Source organism: Pseudomonas sp. Pseusp21, assembly GCF_059492145.1.
Window position 1 is genome coordinate 2,669,625 of sequence record NZ_CP168520.1, and the last position, 20,118, is coordinate 2,689,742.

13 protein-coding genes, 2 tRNA genes and 3 rRNA genes are annotated in these 20,118 nt (G+C 58.6%); 7 read left to right on the forward strand and 11 right to left on the reverse strand.

Features of this window, described 5'->3' with window-relative positions; all coding sequences use genetic code 11:
• The first annotated feature begins 2 nt into the window (after positions 1-2).
• The 3 genes from ACEN93_RS12060 (at position 3) to ACEN93_RS12070 (ending at position 3,670) form a co-directional block, all read left to right on the forward strand.
• Positions 3-1,730, forward strand: coding sequence for a J domain-containing protein (locus tag ACEN93_RS12060; RefSeq protein WP_085668211.1), 1,728 nt, complete (start codon positions 3-5; stop codon positions 1,728-1,730).
• 62 nt (positions 1,731-1,792) lie between these two features.
• The gene (locus tag ACEN93_RS12065; protein WP_085668212.1) at positions 1,793-2,965 is read left to right on the forward strand and encodes a hypothetical protein; all 1,173 of its coding nucleotides are present in this window, start codon (positions 1,793-1,795) and stop codon (positions 2,963-2,965) included.
• 177 nt (positions 2,966-3,142) lie between these two features.
• Complete coding sequence (locus tag ACEN93_RS12070) at positions 3,143-3,670, forward strand: SET domain-containing protein-lysine N-methyltransferase (protein ID WP_039766379.1); 528 nt, start codon at positions 3,143-3,145, stop codon at positions 3,668-3,670.
• A gap of 8 nt (positions 3,671-3,678) precedes the next feature.
• Here ACEN93_RS12070 and can read toward each other — a convergent pair whose 3' ends face one another.
• Complete coding sequence (gene can / locus ACEN93_RS12075) at positions 3,679-4,323, reverse strand: carbonate dehydratase (protein ID WP_007951756.1); 645 nt, start codon at positions 4,321-4,323, stop codon at positions 3,679-3,681.
• A gap of 141 nt (positions 4,324-4,464) precedes the next feature.
• On the opposite strand from can, the gene ACEN93_RS12080 reads away from it, so the two are divergent.
• A complete protein-coding gene (locus tag ACEN93_RS12080) occupies positions 4,465-4,869 on the forward strand; it encodes a serine kinase/phosphatase (RefSeq protein WP_495611452.1) in 405 nt (134 codons plus the stop codon).
• Between the two features lie 15 nt (positions 4,870-4,884).
• Here ACEN93_RS12080 and rimI read toward each other — a convergent pair whose 3' ends face one another.
• Together rimI and ACEN93_RS12090 are read right to left on the reverse strand one after the other, a co-directional pair.
• Positions 4,885-5,337: a ribosomal protein S18-alanine N-acetyltransferase gene (gene rimI, locus ACEN93_RS12085; RefSeq protein ID WP_039766383.1), complete on the reverse strand. Its 453-nt coding sequence runs from the start codon at positions 5,335-5,337 to the stop codon at positions 4,885-4,887.
• Positions 5,330-6,076, reverse strand: a complete 747-nt coding sequence (locus tag ACEN93_RS12090; protein ID WP_039766385.1) for a hypothetical protein — start codon at positions 6,074-6,076, stop codon at positions 5,330-5,332. Before ACEN93_RS12090 ends, rimI begins: the two co-directional genes overlap by 8 nt.
• 218 nt (positions 6,077-6,294) lie before the next feature.
• On the opposite strand from ACEN93_RS12090, the gene mksB reads away from it, so the two are divergent.
• From mksB to mksF, 3 genes are read left to right on the forward strand one after another with little or no spacing between them, the layout of a single operon-like run.
• Complete coding sequence (mksB, locus tag ACEN93_RS12095) at positions 6,295-7,575, forward strand: Mks condensin complex protein MksB (RefSeq protein ID WP_170928981.1); 1,281 nt, start codon at positions 6,295-6,297, stop codon at positions 7,573-7,575.
• Positions 7,565-8,266 carry an Mks condensin complex protein MksE gene (gene mksE / locus ACEN93_RS12100; protein WP_011335946.1) on the forward strand — a complete coding sequence of 234 codons (702 nt, stop codon included), beginning with the start codon at positions 7,565-7,567 and terminating at the stop codon, positions 8,264-8,266. The genes mksB and mksE overlap by 11 nt, the downstream gene beginning before the upstream one ends.
• Positions 8,263-11,103: an Mks condensin complex protein MksF gene (gene mksF, locus ACEN93_RS12105; RefSeq protein WP_490841830.1), complete on the forward strand. Its 2,841-nt coding sequence runs from the start codon at positions 8,263-8,265 to the stop codon at positions 11,101-11,103. Before mksE ends, mksF begins: the two co-directional genes overlap by 4 nt.
• 69 nt (positions 11,104-11,172) lie before the next feature.
• Here the strand turns inward: mksF and ACEN93_RS12110 are convergent, their stop codons facing one another.
• The 8 genes from ACEN93_RS12110 to ACEN93_RS12145 form a co-directional block, all read right to left on the reverse strand.
• Positions 11,173-13,476, reverse strand: coding sequence for a PqiB family protein (locus tag ACEN93_RS12110; protein WP_210710072.1), 2,304 nt, complete (start codon positions 13,474-13,476; stop codon positions 11,173-11,175).
• Positions 13,469-14,092: a paraquat-inducible protein A gene (locus tag ACEN93_RS12115; RefSeq protein ID WP_007951771.1), complete on the reverse strand. Its 624-nt coding sequence runs from the start codon at positions 14,090-14,092 to the stop codon at positions 13,469-13,471. Before ACEN93_RS12115 ends, ACEN93_RS12110 begins: the two co-directional genes overlap by 8 nt.
• Complete coding sequence (locus ACEN93_RS12120; protein WP_039766393.1) at positions 14,079-14,738, reverse strand: paraquat-inducible protein A; 660 nt, start codon at positions 14,736-14,738, stop codon at positions 14,079-14,081. Before ACEN93_RS12120 ends, ACEN93_RS12115 begins: the two co-directional genes overlap by 14 nt.
• Before the next feature lie 148 nt (positions 14,739-14,886).
• Positions 14,887-15,002, reverse strand: a 5S ribosomal RNA gene (gene rrf, locus ACEN93_RS12125).
• 156 nt (positions 15,003-15,158) lie between these two features.
• Positions 15,159-18,049: ribosomal RNA gene (locus ACEN93_RS12130) — 23S ribosomal RNA — on the reverse strand.
• A gap of 238 nt (positions 18,050-18,287) precedes the next feature.
• Positions 18,288-18,363 (reverse strand) — tRNA-Ala (locus tag ACEN93_RS12135).
• A 10-nt stretch (positions 18,364-18,373) separates the two neighbouring features.
• A tRNA-Ile gene (locus tag ACEN93_RS12140) sits at positions 18,374-18,450 on the reverse strand.
• A gap of 123 nt (positions 18,451-18,573) precedes the next feature.
• Positions 18,574-20,110 (reverse strand): 16S ribosomal RNA (locus ACEN93_RS12145).
• The 16S, 23S and 5S rRNA genes sit together here with 2 tRNA genes alongside, the layout of an rRNA operon.
• Positions 20,111-20,118: the final 8 nt, after the last annotated feature.

The window sequence follows — 20,118 nt, forward strand, 5'->3', positions numbered from 1 at the left end:
ACATGGAATGCTGGTCCGTCCTGCAACTGCCCGAAGACGCCGGGCTGCGCGATATCAAGCGCAGCTATGCGCGTCTGCTGAAAGTCTTCCGGCCCGATGAGGATGCCGCAGGCTTCCAGCGCCTGCGCGAGGCCTATGAGCGTGCTCTGTCGATTGCCCAGTGGCGCCTTGAAAACGAGGAGACCGACGAGCACGGCGACGTCATGCTTGCTCCGGGTATCGCCGCGCTGGCGGCACAGGAGCAGTCCATGGCCCAGCCGCTGCAGAAGACAGGGACCGATGCGTGGGATTACCCTGCGGCGCTATTCGAACCGGTGACCCCGGCCGCGCCCGAAGCACCGCTCGAGTCGCCGATCTTGCGGGTACAGCCCCTGAATCCGGAGCCTCTTAACCTGGAACCCGAGCAGCCGACTGCCGACCCGGCCATTGAAGCCGCATCGCAATTGCTGAACGGCCTCTCGGAAGCCAACCTGGACGAGCGCTGGGAGCAAGCGCGCCAGCAGGATTGTGCGCAGGCGTTCCAGACATTGTTGCTGACGTTGTGCTTCGATCAGCCCGCCCTGCGCCTATCGATTGCCCGCTGGGCGGTGCAGCACCTCGGTTGGCTGGGCCCCTGGCAGGAAATCGTTATCGGCGACGGGCAGCGCAGCATTCTCGCCAACGAGTTGCTGACGGATTACCGGCAATCGCTGGAAACCCTCCTCGCCTCGCAAAACGAGCGCGAATTTCTCGCGCTGCTCAAGACTTACACGGCCCAACCCTGGCTCCAGGTGTTCGACCGTCGGGAACACTGGCAGCAGATCATTCTGCAACTGCTGCAGGACAGAGAGTGGAGCGTTCCGCTGTTCGACCGTATCTCCCAATTATTTGGCTGGGACGACACCAAGGGCATTCATCCGCAACCGGACTGGCTCTGGCAGGCGCTGATCGAGCGCTGCAACCAGGAAAGCCTCTACGACACTCTTTGCTCCCGGGCCGAAGATCAGCGCAACGGGTCGCCCGATGCGCTGGCCGCGCGCATGCTGATCAGCCCGATGAAGCCGCGGCAACACAAAGACCTGACCGACCGCTTCATTCCGGCGGACTGGCAGGCCTGCCAACAGTTGTCGGAAACCCTCAAGTGGCGCTTCCCCGACCTGCTTGCCCGCTTGCCCTATGCCGACGTTTTCTACTGGCGACGGTTTCTGCCGCGCTACATCGCCGCCGAAACCTGGTTGCGGTCTTGGGCCGCGATAGCGTTAGCACTGTGGCTGTTCTATCTGCCCGCCGAGCACAAAACCACGGCGATGAGCATCGTCATTCCCCTGGCCTTCGCCTGCGTTCCTGTGTGGTTTTTCCGGATCGGCCTGAGTTATTGGTTTCTGATCAGCGCCCATTTGATCGTTCAGGACCTGTGGTTGACCGAAAGAGTCATTCCACGCCGATGGAATCCTGACACCCGCTGGCTCGTGCTGCGCCATGGCGTGCCGCAAGCCGTCATGATCCTGCTGTTCTCGGTCATGCTCGGTGCCTTGGGAGCCTTCACCTACATCGGCGTAATCGTGATCGGGCTCTGGCACAAGCGGCGCATCGGCACGCTCGACCCGGAGTTCAGCGACAAGCACCCATGGCTGACCGCGCTGCACTGGGCGCATTTCAGCCCGTTGCAATTGCTGTTTCTGGTGGTCATGACCGGCGTGATTCTTGCGAGTCAGCTTGGTTATTCGCTGAAACATCTGTTCCCCGGCTAGGCTTGATGCGGGCCGGATTGCCCCTCCACCAAGGTTTTACCCTCGCTGAAAAGGATCTGAGCATGTTGAAACTTGCAGGCCTCACCCTCGCGGCGCTCACGCTGAGCGCTGCGGCCCACGCCGATGTCGACCTGAAACTGGGCAGCACCGAACGCGTCACCCGCCTCTTCGCCTACCCCAACAATTGCAGCGTGATCTGCTTTCGCAACTGGACGCTGGAGCAGACCGTCGCCCATTACCTGAGCCAGAGCGTGCAGCGTGACGGCTACACCAACGCCAAGGTGCTGGTGAAAAACGACAACGATCAGCTCTATGCCGAAATCAGCGGTGTACCACAGGGCTACGACAAACCGCTGACCGCGCTGCTGGACGCCGGCGATCTGGCCTACACCGGCGCCAGCAAGCTCAACGCCGACGGCAAATGGGCGTACAGCTGGTACCTGTTCCTGCCACTGGGCATGGCCCTGGAAAACCGCAAGAGTGTCGAGCTGCTGCACTTCCCGCCGGATTACTCACTGACCCAGGCCCAGGATTACCTGCGCTCGAACACCACCGACCGCTGGGCCGCGCTGCTGACCGACAATGGCATCCCCGCCGAGCAGACGCCGGCCTACCAGACCATCGTCGACATCGCCCCGATTGCCGCACCCGCCAGCGCCGGCAAGGATCTGGAAGGCGTGTACGACTACTTCAAGGATTACCAGACCACCATGGTCAAGCAGGTCAGCCAGAACGCCAGCGGTGCCGCGCTGCCGATGGTTGCCTTCGGTGCGCCGGTGCGCAACTGGCTCAAGCAGCAATATGGTGCAACCGTGAATGTGCTGGGCCTGGCGAGCATCAGCCCGAGCGCGGGGGTGAATGTGCCGGTGCTGGGCTCCAACCACCCGAGCTACATCTGGTATGCCGCCGATCCCGAGAGCTACACCGGCGACGATGCCCAGGCCAAGGCCGATGCCGCGGGTCTGAAGGTGATGGGGCAGGACTTGAGCGCCGCCTGCTGGCAGGCCGGGATGGGCAGCAAACCGGGTACCGACCCGAAAACACTGCTCAACAGCTGCACGCAGACCTGGCAAGTGACGCAGAAGGTCAAGACCTGCGAACTGTTCTACACCTCGATCCGCAACCTGAGCCCAGAACAGGCCACGGCCAAGTGCGCCACTGCGCCGATCAAGACTCAGCTGCAACAACTCAATAGTCCGCTGCCGACCACCTCCGCACCGGCCCCCGCGCTCTAAACCGCCAACGTTTCCCGTGTCAGCCTTGGCTGACTCGGGAAAGCGTCTATCTCGCCTGTCAGATCTGACAGTAGACCGCCAGTATCATTTAGGAGATCTTGGATCCAATCACTGTGTTGCAGGACTGACAGGACGTCAGCCGAGGGATGTCGCGACACCGAGCCAACAGGGAGCGTTATGAACACTTACGCATTATCGGGTAAACCGGCACGCGATACAGAGGGCATTTATCCTTTTGCCGGACTCCCCGTCCGCCTGGGATTTCCGTCGAAGCAGGATTTCGAGATTGTTCACGATCCCGAGGGCTTGGCCATCGCTGTGGTAGCGTGCCGAGAATTTCTGCGTATCACTCGAATATGCCGGTTTTCGGGCCAACTGCTGCCCTATCGCTGCCGGCAGACAAGGCAACTGCTGGCCGGCATCCATCTGTACGACCCGCGTTTTTGTGGCGCATTCGAGCATTGCTGCGACCCGAACACCTTTCTCGACATGAGCGAGTTATGGGTGTGGGCCCTGCGCGATATTGTGGAGGGTGAAAGGCTGACCATCGATTACACCGCCACCGAAGACAAACTGCTGCGGCAGTTTGCCTGTGGTTGCGGGTCCTCGAACTGCCGTGGGTGGATCACCGGTTACGACGAAACACCCAATCGTGAAGGCCAGCGCTATTTGCTGAACTGGCGGCGTCGGCAAGGTTTACGCTGAACGACCGATCAAGGCGCGCCGACCGGACGCAAACGGTACTGCGGCGGCAATTGCTCGAAACCGCTGATCGTGGTGTTCAGACTTTTCCAGCGACCATCCTTGATGCCGTAGATGCAGCCGTGGATCGACAGGCTCTGCCCGCGATGCCAGGCGTTCTGGATGATGCTGGTGTGGGCGACGTTAGCCACTTGCTGGATCACGTTGAGTTCGCACAGACGGTCGACCTGTTCTTCTTCGGTCGGCAGCTTGGCCAGTTCTTCGCGTTTTTCGTAGTACAGGTCGCGGATCGAACGCAGCCAGCCATCGATCAGGCCGAACTGGCGATCCTGCATCGAAGCCCGCACGCCGCCGCAGCCGTAGTGCCCGGTCACCAGGATGTGTTTGACCTTGAGCACGTCCACCGCGTACTGGATCACCGACAGGCAGTTGAGGTCGGTGTGCAGCACCACGTTGGCGACGTTGCGGTGAACGAACAGATCGCCCGGCAGCATGCCGACGATTTCGTTGGCCGGCACCCGTGCGTCGGAGCAGCCGATCCACAGATATTCAGGCGTCTGCTGACGGGCCAGCTTGGCGAAGAAATCCGGGTCTTCCTTGGTGATCGCGTCAGCCCAACGCTCGTTGTTATCAATCAGGTCTTGTAAGTCATGCATGCTGTAAGGCCTCAAGAAAGATGCGCTGGTAGGACAGTCGACCGCCCGTCGGGGTCACGCAGGAATCGCGGGTGATTTGCTTTGAATTCTCGTGCGCCCGGTGAGTCCACCTCAGTAAGGCCCACAGTATGAGGATTTGCCATGACTGATTCACGACGTCCATATGATGCGGTGCAACCGGAGCCCATCGATGACAACGAAGACCGCATGGGTTCGGTGCACGAGCTGGACTTCGACGACGAACAGCCCAGTGCGAAGATCGGCGATGAACTGCCCGAACGCGAGCGCGAGCAGCTTATGCCACGCGAGCGCGTGCGCGAAGCCGGTTTGACCGGGGCATCGACCGCCGATCACGAGCCCACCGACGACGACCTCAGCCCGGAAACCCTGATCCATGAGGACGGTGCCCGGGATGCCCAGGAACTCGGAGAAGGCAATCAGGCCGATTGGGATCTGAGCGTGGTCGACGAGGACGACATCGGCGGCGGCAATGGGCTGGATGAAGCGGAACTGGCGCGCCGCGATCCGCTGGATCGCAAGCGCTGAGGACTCCTGCCGCGATCAGTCGACGAGCGTGCAAGCCATGACCACGGCATCTTCACGCCCGCCGACCGCCGGGTAGTAATCCCGGCGCCGGCCGATCTCGTTGAAGCCATAACGTTCGTACAGGCGAAACGCCGAGGTGTTGCTGTCGCGCACTTCCAGGAAACATTCCCGGGCATTGGCGGCGTAGGCGCGTGACATCAGGTATTCGAGCAGGGTCAGCCCCAGCCCGCGCCCCTGGTTTTCCGGCTTGACCGTGATATTGAGCAGATGCGCCTCGTCCAGAATGATTTGCACCACTCCGTGTCCCACCTGTTGCTCGCCTTCGAACATCAGCCAGATCTGGTACTTGCCCAGGCCGTCGAGAAAAATCCCGCGAGTCCATGGATGGCTGTACGCGGCGAATTCAATCTTCAACACAGCGTCCAGATCCGCCTCGGTCATCGGGCGAAACGATACAGCGTCACTCATTCGATTCTTTCCAGCGCGCCATCAGCCGACGCATGGCTTGCCACACGGCGGCCTTGCGCTGTGGCTCTTCCATCAACAATTCCAGCCCCGGCACGGCCCACGCCAGGCCAAGACCCTCGATTTGCAATTCACGGTTGAACGCCTCGGCATCCGCCTCACCGGCAAAGCGCACCGCCGGCAGGCCGATCAGCCACAGGCAGACGCACGGCGCCGCCTCCATCTGCACCGACAGGAAACCCTGGACGAAATCCCGGGCCGCTTCAGGTCCCTGATCCATCGTGCCGCGATTCAGCCATGGCCAGCGCACCGGCTCACCGACAATCTGCGGCGCGTCCGGCAGGCCGGCGGCACGCAGCATGTCCTTGAGCAACAGATAAGCAGGATCGCGCGACTGGAAGGCTTCGCCTGTGGGTAACTCCACCAGCAGCAGGCAACGTCCGGCGCGCAGCAATTGCAGGGCGAAACGCGGTGGCGGTACCGGCGCCGGCTTGGCCACCACGGGTGTGTCGTCGACTTCTTCGACCGGTTTGGCGCCCGTACGGGTGCTGGCCAGCGAAGGTCGCGGAACCTCGATCTTCGGCCGCTCGACCGGACGCGCGGCCGGCTGCTCCGGCGCTTCGGCCGGGGTTGCCGGAATCACCGGCGCGGCAATCTCGGGCTCGGGCATGTCCAGCAGCTCGGGCCGCGACGGTGCGGCAAAGGGCAATTCGGTGCGCGGCAGCCAGTTGACCACCTGCATGGCGTTCAAATAGGCGCGGCGGCGGGACTCGATTAGCAAGGGTCGGCCACTTGTGGATAACTGAAGTGCGCTGATTCTACAGCCCTTCGCTCAAGATCGCCCGCTGTTGATCGATACCTTGACGCAAAGAAAAGCGACAGCCCGTCCCGAGAGTGAATCGCATCCTTCGTGATGCAGTACAATCGCGGCTTTTAATCGCCAACCAGCCGGCCATTCCGATGATCGAACCCAAGCGCGTCTTGCGCGCCCTCGCTGAACACTGGGCACTTCTGGAGCCACTGTGCGAGCACTTCGACCAGGGCACCCTGAGCCTCAACGAACTGCGCACGCAACTGGCCGCCCAACAACTGGACAGCACGCCGCAGGACATCACCAGTCTGCTCGACGTGTGGATCCGCCTCGACATTCTGGTTCCCGTGGCGAAAAGCCCGAACCGTTTCGAGCTCAATGCACAGATCCACGACTTCCTCGCCTATCTGCGCCGGGAACACCGTCTGGGCCTGTGCCTGGAAATCGAAGCCTATCTGCGTCACCTCGAGCGTCTGGCCGGTTATATCCAGGACGCGTTCGATGTCCGTGACGGCAATGATCTGGCGCGTCAGTTGCGTCTGCTCGACATGCGCGTGCGCGACGTTCTGAAGAAACTCGACAACGACGAACAGGCGCTGGTGGCCGTGGCCGAACGGGCCAAGACCAGCGACCGGCAGATCCCGCTGCGTCAGCGTTATGCCGAAGTGCTGGCGACCTGGGACGAATATGTCGAGCCGATGATCGATCTGGTGAACGCCGACGGCGCCTTCGAGCAAGGCGTGCGCAAGGTCGAAACCGTGCTGCTGAAGATGCTCAGCGAACAGCAGCGCCTCGGCCATCTGGTCGATGACGACATGCTGCTGCGCACCCACGCGCGCATCCTCGAAATGCAGACCAGCGCCCAGCTGACCTTGCGTCACGCTCGGGAATTGCTGTTGCCGCTACGTGAAGAAGCCCGCCGACACAACGCCGTGACCCGTGGCGCTGCGCTGGCGCTGGCCGCGATCCGCCGCAAAGGCATCGACGCCGTACCGCAAGCGGCGATGCCGCTGTTCACCCGGCCGCAAAGCACCTTCCTCGGCAGCGCCAGCCAGGTTGAAGCCTACGTCTACGCCCTGGCCCGTTTCGAGCCGAAACCGGCGCGTTTCCCCAAGGCGCACAAATCACAGAAGACCGGCGATGCTCCGCGTGCACCGCGCACCGTGCGCGAAATGGTCGACCGCTGCGAAGAATCCCTGCCGATGCCGGACCTGATGACCTGGCTGCTGGAGCAGGAGCCGGACGGCGCGACCGACGAATTGCTTTACTGGTTCTCGCGCCTGTCGCGGGAAAAACGCTTCAAGCGTGAGCGTCTGGAACGCCGCGAATATCACACTCACGAGCACCAGGTCAGCCTGCGCTCCTTCGCCCTGCTCTCGGCCGCCGACACCGCCGCCGAGGATTCTGCGAGCATCCCCAATGCATCTTGATCTATCCGAACTGTCGCAACTCGCGCCGATCTTCCGCGAGCTGTTCAAGGGTTACCACGTCAGCCGCCGCGACCCGGAGCTGTACGCACAACTGTCGAACTTCCAGGACCAATACCGCACGCTGTTCAAGGCACTGGGCTTCGAACTGGTCTGCGACACCCGTGGTTTCTACTACTTCGTCCCGGACATGGCCGCAGCGGCGGTGAACAAGACTGCCCAGCGTCTGGCGCTGTTCACTTTCATCCTGGTCGAACATCTGGCCGATCAGGGCCGCGACCCGATCGCCGTGCTCGACGGTGGCAGCCTCGGCCGTGAAGAACTGCCATCGCTGCTGGAAAAGTACCGCGACCTGTTCATCCAGGCCGAAGTGCAGACCGTCGAAGAACTCGAAGAAAAAATCATGCGCCGCATGACCCAGCTCGGTTTCGCCAGCGAAGAAAACGGCGTGTACCGTTTCCTGCCGCCGATGCACCGTTTCCTCGACGTCTGCCTGTCGGTCCAGCAGGACCGCGACCTGGCGGCCAGCGTGCACAGCGTTCTGCCGCTGCCGGCACCGGTGCTGATCGACGAAGAGGCCGAGGCGAAATTCCTCGCCACCGACGACCCGCTCGATCTCAGCGAATTTGAGGAAGAGAGCGAAGAAGACGCACTGGCCCGCGCCATTGCCGAAGAACAGGAGTCCGACGCATGAGCCAGGAACGCTACGGCATCCGCCGCTTTGCCCTTTTGAACACCGCCGGTTACAGCCTCGGCCTGTTCCCGCTGGAAGAACCGCTGTCGGTCTACGGCGCGAACAACCTCGGCAAATCCGCCTCGATCAACGCCTTGCAGTTCCCGATTTTGGCGCGCATGTCGGACATGAGTTTCGGCAAGTACAGCCTGGAGCAGTCCCGGCGTTTCTACTTTGCCTCCGACACCAGCTACATCCTCGTCGAAGTGAACCTGCCTCATGGCCCGCACGTGATCGGCGTGGTCGGTCGCGGCCCGGGCGGTGGTTTCGGTCACCAGTTCTTTGCCTACGCCGGTAAGCTCGATCTGGCGCACTACCAGAAAAACGACACTTGCCTGCGGCAGAAAGAGCTATTCAGCAACCTTGAGAAAGAAGGCCTGAAAGCCTACGAACTCAAGCCTGATGAGCTGCGTCGCTTGCTGGTTGGCGGTCACACGTCGATCCCGCTGGATCTGACGCTGATCCCGCTGCGCTCCACCAGCGAGCAGAGCCTGAAGACCTTCCGCGCGCTGTTCATCAACCTGCTGCACATGCGCGAAATCACCGCAGCCAAGCTCAAGCAGCTGTTCCTCGATGCGTTCGAACACAGCCTGCGTTCCGGCAGCGTCGACTACATTGCGGCGTGCGAAGAAGCCTTCCGCGATGTACGTCGCATGGAACAGGACTACAACTCGCTGGTGGCTGCCGGCCCGCTGGTCGAAGCCTTGGCCAACGGCGTGAAACAGCGCGATGTACTGCGCGGCAAACTGCATCGCCTGTCGCCGCTGCTCGACTCGTTGCTCGGCACCTGGTCGGATTACGCCACGGCGCGCAAGGAAGAGCTGACCATTCAGGCCGAGCACTACCGTCGCGAGCAGGACGATCTGCAAAACGACCAGCGCGGTGGCACTCAGGAACTCATGCGTCTGGAACGGGAAATCTCCGGCATCCAGCGCTGGCTCGGCGAGTTGTCGGTGCTGAAGAACCGCTTTGCCTTGGTCGATGACGTCAAAGTGCTGGAGCAACAACTGCTGGCGGCCAAGGACGCTCACGACGAACTGGCCGGTGCGCTGGCGCAGTCCCGCCAGTTCAGCGCCGAGGATCTCGAAGAACGTCTTCGCGATCTGGAAAAACGCCTGAAGTCGGTGAAGCAGCAACTCGATCACGCCGACAACAACAGCTACGCCCGCCTGCGGGAAGAATTCTCGCAGCAGGACGTCGAGCGCCTGATGCGCCTGTTCAACAGCGCACTGTTCAGCCTGCCGCTGGGCGAACACGGCATCACCCTCGACGAGAACGGCGAGTGGGTGAAATCGGTCGAGCTGATCCTCGACGGCTTCAAGGGCGAGCGTTTCGAAGTGCCGGGCCTGTCGATCGACATCTCGCACATCGAGCCGCCGGCCCTGCAAGCGCTGGCCGACCGTGCCGCGTTGCGCGACCAGAAAGAGCGTCTGGAAAAAGAGCTTAAGCAACTCAAGACCCAGCAAGCGGTGGCCGCCGACCGCGCCGCGAGCAAGACCCAGACCGAAGCGCTGTACCAGCAGGTGCTGGATGCGCAGAAAGCGCTGGAAGACTTCCGCCGCACCCAGACCCTGAGCGCCGAAGAAGGCGACAAGCTCGAACAACTGGCGCAGATGGAAGCCGCGCAGGACGAACTCAAGCGTTCCAGCGATGCGTTCACCGAGCGCGTCCAGCAGCTGTCGGCCAAGCTGCAACTGGTCGGCCGGCAGATTGCCGACATGGAAGCCAAGCAACGCACCCTCGACGATGCCCTGCGTCGCCGTCAGCTGTTGCCGGCGGATCTGCCGTTCGGTACGCCGTTCATGGATCCGGTCGACGATTCGATGGACAACCTGCTGCCGCTGCTCAACGACTATCAGGACAGCTGGCAAGGCCTGCTGCGCGCCGATGGCCAGATCGAAGCGCTGTACGCGCAAGTGCGCCTCAAAGGCGTAGCCAAGTTCGACAGTGAAGACGACATGGAGCGCCGTCTGTCGTTGCTGATCAACGCTTACGCGCACCGTACCGACGAAGCCCTGACCCTGGGCAAGGCCCGTCGTGCAGCCGTGACCGATATCGCACGGACCCTGCGCAACATCCGCAGCGACTACGACAGCCTCGAGCACCAACTGGCGCTGTTCAACCGCGAGATCAACAAGCGTCAGGTGTCCAACCTGCAGAGCTTCCGTATCGTGCTGGCGCCGAACAAGGAAGCGCTCAAGCACATCGACCAGATCATCCACAGCGCCGGTCAGTACGAGGAAGGCGAAACCCTGTCGGTGTTCGACCTGAGCCAAAGTGCGGAACAGGACAACAAGAACGAAGAGGCCAAGGAATACCTGGCGCGGCTGGTGGCGGCGAACCACAACCAGCTCGGTCTCAAGGACTTGTTCGAACTGGCGTTCGAGATCACCAAGGTCAACGGCCAGCCGGTTATCCACACCGACATCGATGGCGCAGCGTCCAACGGCACCACGATGACCATCAAGGCGCTGACCAACATGTACCTGTTGCTGCACTTGATGGACCGCGACCTGGCCGGTCGCGTGCGCCTGCCGTACTACCTCGACGAGGCGGCGGACATCGACGAGAAGAACCAGGCTGCGCTGCTGGAAACCAGCCTGCAACTGGGCTTCGTGCCGATTCTGGCGAGCGTGAAGCCGCAGGTCTGCGCCAGTGTCGCCATCGACCTGGAAGGCGGCAGCGGCCCGGCCGGTATCTACATCGACGAGGCGGACTGGAAGTACATCCGTCGCCACGATGTGGTGAAGGCCACCATCAATGTCCAGGCCGACGAGCCGGAGCTGGATGCGGTTTGATGCGTAACTGACGGGCACAAAAAAGGGCCGCGATCCATTGGATCGCGGCCCTTTTTCATGGGCTCTGGATTATTTGCCGAGAGGGATTTTCGGCGCCCAGTTCAGCCACTCGTCTTCGAACTTGTCGAAGAGCGGGAAGGTTTGTTCGGCGCGCGCGGGGTTGCCCATCTGCTCGCCGTCCGGCGTGGCGAAGGCGATACCGCCCTGAATCACTGTCTCCAAAGACTCGGTGCGTACGGTCACGCCTTTGAACAGGCCGATGTCGAAACCGACGCCGCTGGTGTTCCAGAAGCGACTGCCGCTGCGCACCAGTGGCGCGTATTTCGGTTCGATCAGGATGTGCACCAGTACGCGATCCGCTGTCTGGCCCAGTTCGTAACCGGTGACTTTGCCCACGGTGATTTCGCGGTAGGTGACCGGCACACCCGGCTTCAGCGAACCGCGACGGGCAGCGCTCAATACCAGACTCAAGCCAGCCTCTTGCTTGGTGACTTCCGGCGGATTGGCCAGGGCCACGAAGTTCTTCTGCGGGCCGAGGTTCTTCGCCGCAGGTTGCACTTCGATGTACTGGCCGGTGACCAGGGTCTCCAGGTTCGAGGTCTTGATCAGACCCAACTCCGGTTTGACCACCCAGAACTGACTGCCGACTCGAGCAATCTTCTCCGGCACTTCAGTGATGCGCGCGGTGAGGATTACCGATTGCAGATCATCGGTCAGGTCGACACTTTCGATCTTGCCCACGTCCAGGCCTTTGAAGCGAACCGGGGTGCCACTGCGCAAACCGTCCGCGCGATCGACCTTGATGGTGACGACGGCGCCTTTCTGATTCGCTTCATCATGGTTGGCGAACAAACGGAAGCGTGGGATGCGCTTTTGTAGCGGGGCCTTGGCTTGCGGCGTCTCGAAAGCGATGCCGCCGGCCATCAGGGTCTGCAACGATTCACTCTTGACCTGAATCCCACCGGTCAAACCGCCGGTCAGCGTGACGCCGCTGACGTTCCAGAACCGGGTCGAAGCGTTGACCAGGTTTTCGTATTCCTTCTCGATGTGGACGCCGATCACCAGTTGTTTGCGGGTCTTGGAGAACTGATAGCTCTGCACCGAACCGACCTTGACCTGCTTGTAGAGGATCGGACTGCCGACATCGATCGAGCCGAGGGTGTCGGTGAACAGCACCAAATGCAGACCGGGTGCGCGCAGATCCAGCGGCGGCGCTTTTGGCCGGGCTTCGAATTCACGTTGTGGCGCACCACCCTTGTCGCCCGGGCGTACGGCGATGTAGTTACCTTTTACCAACGCTTCCAGACCGGTGATGCCAGCCAGGGAGATCGATGGTTTGACCACCCAGAACTGCGTGCCGGTCACCAGATAGTCTTCGGCCAGCGGGTCGAGGGTCAGTTCGGCGGTCGCGCTGGACAGATCCGGATCGATCTTCAGCGCTTTCAGGTTACCGACCTGAATGCCCTTGTACATCACCGGAGTGCGCCCGGCTTGCAGGCCTTCGAAATCGCTGAGTTTGACCTTCACGCGGATGCCGGCGGCGGCCGCATCGAAGTCTTCGTAGAGACGGAACGGCAGGCTTGGATCGGTGGGCGGGCTGTCCTTGCGGTTCTCCGGGGTGGCAAAGGCAATACCGCCGGCGACGATGCTGGCCAGGGATTCGCTGCGCACTTTCACGCCGGACAGGTTGGCGTCTATGCTGATGCCGCTGGCGTTCCAGAAACGGGTGTGTTTGCGCACCAGTTTGGCGTAGGTCGGTTCGATGAACACCTTGAGCTCGACCGTGCTCTGATCTTCCGACAGCACGTAACTCTTGATCTGGCCGACTTTGATCTGCTTGTAGAACACCGGGCTGCCGCGATTCAACGAACCAAGACGATCGGCCTTGATCGTCAAGTGCAGACCGGGCTTCGAATCCGATAGCGGCGGCTCTTCGGCCAGGGCTTTGAACTTGCGAGTCGGCTCGCCTTCGCCGGGGCTGATGGCGACGTAGTTACCCGATACCAGGGTTTCCAGGCCGGTGATCCCGGCCAGGGTCACGCTCGGCTTGACCAGCCAGAAACGGGTGCTGGTCTTCAGGTACTGATCGACATCCTTGTTCATCTCTATGGTCGCGATGACACCTTTGGAGTTGCCTTCATCATCGAGCTTGAGGGTTTTCACCTTGCCGACCGGCATGCCTTTGTAGACCACTTCGGTCTTGTTGGCCTGAATGCCTTCACCACTTTCAAACCGCACCTGAATCTCGATGCCGGTTTCGTTGTAGGCACGCCAGCCGAGCCAGCCGCCGATAATCAGGGCGATCAGGGGCAGCACCCAGATGGCAGACCAGTTCGAAGCCGGTCGGGTTTTAGCTACAGGCAAATCAGTCATGGTCGGCGTCCGACTCCGTGTTATCCCAAATCAGTCGGGGATCGAAAGTGACAGCGGCGAGCATCGTCAGAATCACCACACTGGCGAAGGCGATGGCGCCAAGATTGGCTTCGACACTGGCAAGCCGGCCGAAGTTGACGACCGCCACCAGAATGGCGATCACGAAAATATCGAGCATCGACCAGCGGCCAATAAACTCGATGAAGCGATACATCCAGATCCGCTGACGTGCGGACAAGGGCTGGCGGCGCTGTACGGAAAACAGAAGCAGCGCGATGCCCACCAGCTTGAAGGTCGGCACCAGGATACTGGCGATGAACACCACGGCGGCGATGGGAATCATGCCGTGCTGCACCAATTGGATGACACCGGACATGATCGTGCTCGGATCCCCCTGACCAAGCGAGCTGACGGTCATGATCGGCAGCACGTTGGCCGGGATGTAGATAATCGCGGCCGTGATCAACAGCGCCCACGTTCGCGCAAGACTGTTGGGCCGCCGGGCGTGAACCAGCGCACCGCATCGGGTGCAGGTCTGCACATCGCTGTCGGTATCCTGCCTGTTCAGTTCGTGGCATTCGGTACAGATCAGAATGCCTGCATCAATCGCCCGCATGGGCATCTTCTCCTGATAACGCCTGCCAGATCTGGTGCGGCGACATCACCACTTCAAGCCAGACCTGAACCAGTAACAAACCGATGAAACATGCCAGACCGAGGCCGACGGTGATGGCCGCCATGTCCGCCAGTTTGACGATCGCGACAAGGACGCCCATGAGGTAGACCTCAAGCATGCCCCAGTCTTTGAGGTGGTGATAAATGCGGTAGAGCAACAGACCATAGCTGCGGCCGACATTGAAGCGAATTGTGAGTAAAACGAACAACTGGCAGAGCAGCTTGAGCAGCGGTATAGCCATGCTGCATAGAAACACGACGATCGAAACGCCCTGCATATCAGTGTTGAACAGACCGAGCACGCCGCTCCATACCGTATCCTGCGAGGATTGCCCGAGGATATTGAGCTGCATGATGGGTAAAAAGTTTGCCGGGATATACAACAGCAATGCCGCAATCACCAGGGCAAGGCTGCGCTGCACCACATTATGGCGATGGGCATACAGTTCGTAACCGCAACGTGGGCAGAGGGCTTTTTCGCCATGAGCAAGGGTTGGCTTGCGCATCAGCAGGTCGCACTCATGACAGGCCACCAAGTCTTCCAGCGGTAATTCTGACAGCCCTTGGGCGCCAACCGGATCTGACATAAAGGCTCTGGCTCCGAAAAAGGTGGGGCTATTCTAGTGTTCTGATTCGAAAATAACTGTGCAAATTTGTTCGCTGTCGCGAGTAAAAACTTTTCAACGGGCAAAACAAAACCCCAACTGCTTTCGCAATTGGGGTTTCGGAATTTAATCTTGACGATGACCTACTCTCACATGGGGAAACCCCACACTACCATCGGCGATGCATCGTTTCACTTCTGAGTTCGGGATGGGATCAGGTGGTTCCAACGCTCTATGGTCGTCAAGAAATTCGGGTACTGACTCGTGACCGGATGGTCTCGCTTCAGCAAATTGGGTATGTGACAGCTGTCGGTGTTTTGTGAGCGTCGAACTTTCGGTTCATTGCGTCTTCACACACCGCAATCTGGTCTCTTTCGAGTCTACAGATTGCTTGGGTGTTATATGGTCAAGCCTCACGGGCAATTAGTATTGGTTAGCTCAACGCCTCACAGCGCTTACACACCCAACCTATCAACGTCGTAGTCTTCGACGGCCCTTCAGGGAACTCAAGGTTCCAGTGAGATCTCATCTTGAGGCAAGTTTCCCGCTTAGATGCTTTCAGCGGTTATCTTTCCCGAACATAGCTACCCGGCAATGCCACTGGCGTGACAACCGGAACACCAGAGGTTCGTCCACTCCGGTCCTCTCGTACTAGGAGCAGCCCCTCTCAAATCTCAAACGTCCACGGCAGATAGGGACCGAACTGTCTCACGACGTTCTAAACCCAGCTCGCGTACCACTTTAAATGGCGAACAGCCATACCCTTGGGACCGGCTTCAGCCCCAGGATGTGATGAGCCGACATCGAGGTGCCAAACACCGCCGTCGATATGAACTCTTGGGCGGTATCAGCCTGTTATCCCCGGAGTACCTTTTATCCGTTGAGCGATGGCCCTTCCATACAGAACCACCGGATCACTAAGACCTACTTTCGTACCTGCTCGACGTGTCTGTCTCGCAGTCAAGCGCGCTTTTGCCTTTATACTCTACGACCGATTTCCGACCGGTCTGAGCGCACCTTCGTACTCCTCCGTTACTCTTTAGGAGGAGACCGCCCCAGTCAAACTACCCACCATACACTGTCCTCGATCCGGATAACGGACCTGAGTTAGAACCTCAAAGTTGCCAGGGTGGTATTTCAAGGATGGCTCCACGCGAACTGGCGTCCACGCTTCAAAGCCTCCCACCTATCCTACACAAGCAAATTCAAAGTCCAGTGCAAAGCTATAGTAAAGGTTCACGGGGTCTTTCCGTCTAGCCGCGGATACACTGCATCTTCACAGCGATTTCAATTTCACTGAGTCTCGGGTGGAGACAGCGCCGCCATCGTTACGCCATTCGTGCAGGTCGGAACTTACCCGACAAGGAATTTCGCTACCTTAGGACCGTTATAGTTACGGCCGCCGTTTACCGGGGCTTCGATCAAGAGCTTCGCGTTAGCTAACCCCATCAATTAACCTTCCGGCACCGGGCAGGCGTCACACCCTATACGTCCACTTTCGTGTTTGCAGAGTGCTGTGTTTTTAATAAACAGTCGCAGCGGCCTGGTATCTTCGACCGGCGTGGGCTTACGCAGCAAGTGCTTCACCCTCACCGGCGCACCTTCTCCCGAAGTTACGGTGCCATTTTGCCTAGTTCCTTCACCCGAGTTCTCTCAAGCGCCTTGGTATTCTCTACCCAACCACCTGTGTCGGTTTGGGGTACGGTTCCTGGTTATCTGAAGCTTAGAAGCTTTTCTTGGAAGCATGGCATCAACCACTTCGTCGCCTAAAGGCAACTCGTCATCAGCTCTCGGCCTTGAAACCCCGGATTTACCTAAGATTTCAGCCTACCACCTTAAACTTGGACAACCAACGCCAAGCTGGCCTAGCCTTCTCCGTCCCTCCATCGCAATAACCAGAAGTACAGGAATATTAACCTGTTTTCCATCGACTACGCTTTTCAGCCTCGCCTTAGGGACCGACTAACCCTGCGTCGATTAACGTTGCGCAGGAAACCTTGGTCTTTCGGCGTGGGTGTTTTTCACACCCATTGTCGTTACTCATGTCAGCATTCGCACTTCTGATACCTCCAGCAAGCTTCTCAACTCACCTTCACAGGCTTACAGAACGCTCCTCTACCGCATCACTTGCGTGATACCCGTAGCTTCGGTGTATGGTTTGAGCCCCGTTACATCTTCCGCGCAGGCCGACTCGACTAGTGAGCTATTACGCTTTCTTTAAAGGGTGGCTGCTTCTAAGCCAACCTCCTAGCTGTCTAAGCCTTCCCACATCGTTTCCCACTTAACCATAACTTTGGGACCTTAGCTGACGGTCTGGGTTGTTTCCCTTTTCACGACGGACGTTAGCACCCGCCGTGTGTCTCCCATGCTCGGCACTTGTAGGTATTCGGAGTTTGCATCGGTTTGGTAAGTCGGGATGACCCCCTAGCCGAAACAGTGCTCTACCCCCTACAGTGATACATGAGGCGCTACCTAAATAGCTTTCGAGGAGAACCAGCTATCTCCGAGCTTGATTAGCCTTTCACTCCGATCCACAGGTCATCCGCTAACTTTTCAACGGTAGTCGGTTCGGTCCTCCAGTCAGTGTTACCTAACCTTCAACCTGCCCATGGATAGATCGCCCGGTTTCGGGTCTATTCCCAGCGACTAGACGCCCTATTAAGACTCGCTTTCGCTACGCCTCCCCTATTCGGTTAAGCTCGCCACTGAAAATAAGTCGCTGACCCATTATACAAAAGGTACGCAGTCACAGAACAAAGTCTGCTCCCACTGCTTGTACGCATACGGTTTCAGGATCTATTTCACTCCCCTCTCCGGGGTTCTTTTCGCCTTTCCCTCACGGTACTAGTTCACTATCGGTCAGTCAGTAGTATTTAGCCTTGGAGGATGGTCCCCCCATATTCAGACAAAGTTTCTCGTGCTCCGTCCTACTCGATTTCATGACTAAGAGACTTTCGCGTACAGGGCTATCACCCACTATGGCCGCACTTTCCAGAGCGTTCCGCTAATCTCAAAGCCACTTAAGGGCTAGTCCCCGTTCGCTCGCCACTACTAAGGGAATCTCGGTTGATTTCTTTTCCTCAGGGTACTTAGATGTTTCAGTTCCCCTGGTTCGCCTCTTGCACCTATGTATTCAGTGCAAGATAACCATCTTGTGATGGCTGGGTTCCCCCATTCAGACATCTCCGGATCAAAGTCTGTTTGCCGACTCCCCGAAGCTTTTCGCAGGCTACCACGTCTTTCATCGCCTCTGACTGCCAAGGCATCCACCGTATGCGCTTCTTCACTTGACCATATAACCCCAAGCAATCTGGTTATACTGTGAAGACGACATTCGCCGAAAATTCGAATTTCTCAACTAAGAGAACTCACAAATTTTACCTTAGCCTGATCACCACCAGTGAAAGTGGCCATCAGTCTATCTTTCTATCACATACCCAAATTTTTAAAGAACGATCTAATCAAAAGACTAGAAATCAATATTCAACTCGAATATTCATTTCTAAACTCTCAAACTTTCGAAGCAGTTTATGGTGGAGCCAAGCGGGATCGAACCGCTGACCTCCTGCGTGCAAGGCAGGCGCTCTCCCAGCTGAGCTATGGCCCCATAACAAAATTGGTGGGTCTGGGCAGATTCGAACTGCCGACCTCACCCTTATCAGGGGTGCGCTCTAACCAACTGAGCTACAGACCCAATTTCGAGCTTGTAACTGCTAGCTGTGAGCTATCAGCTTGGAGCTTAAAGCTGCTTCTATCGTCTTCTTCAATGAATCAAGCAATTCGTGTGGGAACTTATGGAGCAGCTGATGTCGTCGATTAAGGAGGTGATCCAGCCGCAGGTTCCCCTACGGCTACCTTGTTACGACTTCACCCCAGTCATGAATCACACCGTGGTAACCGTCCTCCCGAAGGTTAGACTAGCTACTTCTGGTGCAACCCACTCCCATGGTGTGACGGGCGGTGTGTACAAGGCCCGGGAACGTATTCACCGCGACATTCTGATTCGCGATTACTAGCGATTCCGACTTCACGCAGTCGAGTTGCAGACTGCGATCCGGACTACGATCGGTTTTATGGGATTAGCTCCACCTCGCGGCTTGGCAACCCTTTGTACCGACCATTGTAGCACGTGTGTAGCCCAGGCCGTAAGGGCCATGATGACTTGACGTCATCCCCACCTTCCTCCGGTTTGTCACCGGCAGTCTCCTTAGAGTGCCCACCATAACGTGCTGGTAACTAAGGACAAGGGTTGCGCTCGTTACGGGACTTAACCCAACATCTCACGACACGAGCTGACGACAGCCATGCAGCACCTGTCTCAATGTTCCCGAAGGCACCAATCCATCTCTGGAAAGTTCATTGGATGTCAAGGCCTGGTAAGGTTCTTCGCGTTGCTTCGAATTAAACCACATGCTCCACCGCTTGTGCGGGCCCCCGTCAATTCATTTGAGTTTTAACCTTGCGGCCGTACTCCCCAGGCGGTCAACTTAATGCGTTAGCTGCGCCACTAAGAGCTCAAGGCTCCCAACGGCTAGTTGACATCGTTTACGGCGTGGACTACCAGGGTATCTAATCCTGTTTGCTCCCCACGCTTTCGCACCTCAGTGTCAGTATCAGTCCAGGTGGTCGCCTTCGCCACTGGTGTTCCTTCCTATATCTACGCATTTCACCGCTACACAGGAAATTCCACCACCCTCTACCATACTCTAGCTCGCCAGTTTTGGATGCAGTTCCCAGGTTGAGCCCGGGGATTTCACATCCAACTTAACGAACCACCTACGCGCGCTTTACGCCCAGTAATTCCGATTAACGCTTGCACCCTCTGTATTACCGCGGCTGCTGGCACAGAGTTAGCCGGTGCTTATTCTGTCGGTAACGTCAAAATTGCAGAGTATTAATCTACAACCCTTCCTCCCAACTTAAAGTGCTTTACAATCCGAAGACCTTCTTCACACACGCGGCATGGCTGGATCAGGCTTTCGCCCATTGTCCAATATTCCCCACTGCTGCCTCCCGTAGGAGTCTGGACCGTGTCTCAGTTCCAGTGTGACTGATCATCCTCTCAGACCAGTTACGGATCGTCGCCTTGGTGAGCCATTACCTCACCAACTAGCTAATCCGACCTAGGCTCATCTGATAGCGCAAGGCCCGAAGGTCCCCTGCTTTCTCCCGTAGGACGTATGCGGTATTAGCGTTCCTTTCGAAACGTTGTCCCCCACTACCAGGCAGATTCCTAGGCATTACTCACCCGTCCGCCGCTGAATTCAGGAGCAAGCTCCCTTCATCCGCTCGACTTGCATGTGTTAGGCCTGCCGCCAGCGTTCAATCTGAGCCATGATCAAACTCTTCAGTTCAAACATCT

Coding starts and splice junctions, on each gene's coding strand:
- can (WP_007951756.1), bottom strand. CDS start 4,323: ATGCATGACTTACAAGACCTGATTGATAACAACGAGCGTTGGGCTGAC.
- mksF (WP_490841830.1), top strand. CDS start 8,263: ATGAGCCAGGAACGCTACGGCATCCGCCGCTTTGCCCTTTTGAACACC.
- ACEN93_RS12120 (WP_039766393.1), bottom strand. CDS start 14,738: ATGTCAGATCCGGTTGGCGCCCAAGGGCTGTCAGAATTACCGCTGGAA.
- ACEN93_RS12070 (WP_039766379.1), top strand. CDS start 3,143: ATGAACACTTACGCATTATCGGGTAAACCGGCACGCGATACAGAGGGC.
- ACEN93_RS12090 (WP_039766385.1), bottom strand. CDS start 6,076: ATGCAGGTGGTCAACTGGCTGCCGCGCACCGAATTGCCCTTTGCCGCA.
- ACEN93_RS12065 (WP_085668212.1), top strand. CDS start 1,793: ATGTTGAAACTTGCAGGCCTCACCCTCGCGGCGCTCACGCTGAGCGCT.
- ACEN93_RS12115 (WP_007951771.1), bottom strand. CDS start 14,092: ATGCGGGCGATTGATGCAGGCATTCTGATCTGTACCGAATGCCACGAA.
- mksB (WP_170928981.1), top strand. CDS start 6,295: ATGATCGAACCCAAGCGCGTCTTGCGCGCCCTCGCTGAACACTGGGCA.
- ACEN93_RS12060 (WP_085668211.1), top strand. CDS start 3: ATGGAATGCTGGTCCGTCCTGCAACTGCCCGAAGACGCCGGGCTGCGC.
- ACEN93_RS12080 (WP_495611452.1), top strand. CDS start 4,465: ATGACTGATTCACGACGTCCATATGATGCGGTGCAACCGGAGCCCATC.
- rimI (WP_039766383.1), bottom strand. CDS start 5,337: ATGAGTGACGCTGTATCGTTTCGCCCGATGACCGAGGCGGATCTGGAC.
- ACEN93_RS12110 (WP_210710072.1), bottom strand. CDS start 13,476: ATGACTGATTTGCCTGTAGCTAAAACCCGACCGGCTTCGAACTGGTCT.
- mksE (WP_011335946.1), top strand. CDS start 7,565: ATGCATCTTGATCTATCCGAACTGTCGCAACTCGCGCCGATCTTCCGC.